4 protein-coding genes are annotated in these 3,703 nt (G+C 55.8%); 3 read left to right on the top strand and 1 reads right to left on the bottom strand.

Annotation, left to right across the window (positions count from 1 at the left end; all coding sequences use genetic code 11):
* On the bottom strand, positions 1–292 hold a 292-nt coding region (locus Q1Q75_RS22475), incomplete at its 3' end, for a TonB-dependent receptor plug domain-containing protein (protein ID WP_300675446.1).
* Between the two features lie 769 nt (positions 293–1,061).
* Here Q1Q75_RS22475 and Q1Q75_RS22470 point away from each other — a divergent pair.
* From Q1Q75_RS22470 to Q1Q75_RS22460, 3 genes are all read left to right on the top strand, one after another.
* The gene (locus Q1Q75_RS22470) at positions 1,062–1,871 is read left to right on the top strand and encodes a DUF3450 family protein (RefSeq protein WP_300675445.1); all 810 of its coding nucleotides are present in this window, start codon (positions 1,062–1,064) and stop codon (positions 1,869–1,871) included.
* Entirely contained in the window at positions 1,868–3,292 is a 1,425-nt protein-coding gene (locus Q1Q75_RS22465; protein WP_300675443.1) for a DUF3450 family protein, read from the top strand. The genes Q1Q75_RS22470 and Q1Q75_RS22465 overlap by 4 nt, the downstream gene beginning before the upstream one ends.
* Before the next feature lies 1 nt (position 3,293).
* On the top strand, positions 3,294–3,703 hold a 410-nt coding region (locus Q1Q75_RS22460), incomplete at its 3' end, for a MotA/TolQ/ExbB proton channel family protein (RefSeq protein WP_300675442.1).

The following is a 3,703-nucleotide window of genomic DNA, read 5'->3' as shown; positions in this document are numbered from 1 at the left end:
CGCCGTAGCCCGTCTTGGACACGTTGATCCCCGGGACATCGTCCAGGGCCTCAGAGAGGCTCTCATACCCTTTATTTTCCATGTCTTCCCGGGTGATCACCTTGATATTTTTCGTGCTGCTGATGGCCTCAATCTCAATGTAATCGGCCCTGACCGTGCTCTCCTCCAACTGAATTTCTTTCACGGAATCTTCGGAAGCCCCGATTTCACGGGTCCCCTCAAGGGCCAGCGCCCCGGATGAGCACATCAGGCCGATAAGGGTACCGGCAACTATCACACTCTTAAATTTCATTTCGACGTTTACTCCTGAAATAACGCGCATAAAAGGCGGTATGCTCAGCCTCGTCAACCGATGACACCGTCATCCCTGAGAGGCCGTGCCGCCCAAACCGAATCAAATCGCCCTCACACGGAGCCCCACCCTTGAAACGACGGTCTCCGCTGCTGTGCTTTCCGGGCCTCAGGCACAGGAGACGGCCGTGATGATGGCACCTCCGTTGTGGAAAAAAATCTGATAAAAGCTCTGATTTCTCCGCGACTGGTTTTGGGGACCCAATAAATTTAGGCATGCCAAAACTTGAAATGAAATAGAAGAACCCATAGCAAAAGTCAACCGCATTTCAATCGAGATGAATAATTTTCGCCTTGCCGTACATTTGTCACCACGAGACGCACAGGACACAAGAGACCTGAATGAAGGCTCCCCGTAAAAACGCACCGACACAACACACCATCATCAGGAAACACCCTCCATGGGCCGTCACAAAGGCAAAGAGCAAGCCCAATAGGAAAGAGTTTCAGCATCTTACTTCTTCCCTTAAAAGATCGACAGATTCACCCTTTCAGGCAAGAGGAAGGCATGGGTTCTTTAAATAAAGCATCGACGAGGCCACCCTGTTTATAATTTAGGCTTCCCTAACTTTTTAATGAAGACCCAAAAAAATAGGTTGACACACATTTTATCAGGCGCTAAAAACTTATCCCATTCAGGCATCATTTCGCCTGACATTTTTCATGTTGCGTTTACTTTTCACCATCAAACCTGCAAAGAAAATCACCCAATGCTCGCAAATTTTAAACAATTTAATCGTCAGAAGCGCACCAAGGCAAAACAGGCCGGAACGCTTCTCCTGTTGTCCCTGGCGGTCGGTTTATCCGGACCAGACCTCACCTGGTCCGAAACGTCGTCCCTTGACGAAACCGTCCGCCAGGACTTTTCCATGGCCCACACCACACAACACCGAGAAGAGGCGTGGGACAAAGAGCGCATCGCCCTTGAGGCAAAGATTTCCCGTCTGACGAGCACCCGGGAGAAAATGCAGGAAACGGTGGATGGACTTCTCTGGGTGAATGGCCGGAAAGAAAAAGCATCCGCAGGCCTGCGAGAAGAGATCTCCAAGGCGACGAACCTGACGGAAGGCCTCTCACCGGTCATTGCCGAGGAGGCACAACGCGCAAGAGAGGTGGTCAATAAAAGCCTGCCCTTTCTCAAAAAAGAGAGAACCCAGCGCCTCGCGGCCCTTGACCAATGGACCCAGGCACCGGCCACCAAGCAGGCAGAAAAGCTCGAACGCCTTCTGGAGCTTCTCACCATCGAGACCCAGTACGGCCACACCAGCGAAGCCTGGCAGGAAGAAATTGAGGTGGACGGTGCGCCCATCACCGCAGAGCTCTTGACGGTCGGGAGACTGGCCCTTTTCTATCTCACCCTGGATGAAAAGAGCTGCGGTGCCTTCAACCCGAAAACAAAGGCGTTTGAAGCCCTGCCCAACAACAGCGCCACGCACCTGAAAAAAGCCATCGCCCTTGCCAGAAGGGAGAGAAGCGCCGAACTCGTGAGCTTACCCATCGGAAGGATTGTGGTCCCATGAAACGCACACTGATTGTTATCGCCCTTTGCCTCTTTACGGTCTCCACGGCCTGGTCCGCAGACTTAAGAGAAGCGATTCAAAGCGCTGAAACGGCCCTTGCCCAGAGGCTGGAGACCAGTACGGCGTCCCAAAAACGCATAACCGGCGACCGGGAGAGCCTCACCCGAGAGCTCACCCGCCTCTCCACAGAGATACAAAAGCTTAAATTCCAAGCCATCCAGGAAAAAAAACGAGGCCTCGCCCTGGACCGCGAGGTGACGGAACTCACGGCGGAAAGGAATCAACTGGACAAAGAGGTCGGCCGCATCGTGGCCATCGTCCGAACAGCGGCAAAAAACCTTCGGGACCTCTCTCTGGGCTCGCCCTTCTCTGCCTTCACCCCGGAACGCCTGGCCCATCTGGAGACCCTGGCCGACGGCACCCAGTTCCCCGGTCTTGATGACCTGAAGAGCCTCTTTGCTTACTTTGCCGATGAGATCACACACTGCAGCGAAGTGGCCGTCCACCCCGCCACCATCACGGGTCGCGATGGTATCTCCCGTGAAACGCCTCTGCTCACCGCCGGTCCCTTTATGACCCTGGCCTTGAAGGAAAAGGGCGCAGAACCCCTTCTCTACGATGTCGCCACCCTCTCCTTCAAAGAGCTGCCGACGCCTCCCGGACGCGTCTTCGGCTGGAACCTCAACCGCTACGCCCAGGGTAAGACAGACACCCTTTCCCTCGATCTCAGCGCCGGAGCCGCCCTCGTCCACCTGAAGCGCACCCCGAGTTTCCTTGAGCGCATTCAAAATGGGGGACCCCTTGTCTGGCCCATCGCCCTCATAGGCCTGGCCGGCCTGTTCATCGGCATAGAACGCACCCTTTTCCTGAAAAAGGTCCATGACAACACGGACAACACCATGGGCACGGTCAATGAGCTTGCCGGATACGGCCACTGGGATGAATGCGATCTCATCGTCAAGGAGCGGAAGACCACCCCGGTGTACAATGTCCTGAGAAAAGGATTGGAGGCCAGGGGGGAACGGCGTGAAGTGCTGGAAACGATTTTACAGGAAGCGATCTTAAAGGAGCTTCCCCGGCTGGAGCGGTTTCTCCCCTTCCTCGGAATGCTCGGGGCCGTGGCCCCCCTGCTGGGCCTGCTGGGCACGGTCACCGGAATGATCGACACCTTTGAGGTAATCAATATCGTCGGAACCGGCGATCCACGTATGATGTCCGGCGGCATCTCCACCGCACTCATCACCACCATGCTGGGCCTGGCCGTGGCCATCCCCATCATGATCCTTCACACCGTCTTGAACCGGCAGGTGGAGCACATCATCGGAGACATGGAAGAGAAAGCCGTGGCCCTGACCAACATCGTCCACCGGGAAACCCTGAGGTACTGCACCAAGGCCTGCCCGGCCCGCGTGAGGGCATAACATGAGCGACCTTATTACCGCCATTATCGGCTACATCGGCAGCGGGGGCGCCATCATGCTCCCCATCATCCTCTGCTCTTTTCTTCTCTGGGTCCTGATCTTTGAACGGTTTCTTGTTTTCAGGCGGGCTGAAAAAGATGACCTCGACCTGGGCACCACTCTGGCCATGGTACGCAAGGGGGAGGTTGGCCCGAATCAGCCCGGGCTGCGCCGCGATCTGGTTCGTTTTATGGCGATCCATACCACCGGATCGTGCGAGGTCAACCGGAGCCTTCTGGATCAATACCGGCTCCGCAAAAGGCCACATCTCACACGGCGCATCGGGTTCATCGCCACCCTGGCCGCCGTCGCGCCCCTGTTAGGGCTTCTGGGCACTGTCAGCGGGATGATCACCACCTTTGATGTCATCGC

It is taken from the genome of Desulfoluna sp., from assembly GCF_030145185.1.
Taxonomy (GTDB): domain Bacteria; phylum Desulfobacterota; class Desulfobacteria; order Desulfobacterales; family Desulfolunaceae; genus Desulfoluna.
This window is presented reverse-complemented; position numbering and strand designations above follow the sequence as displayed.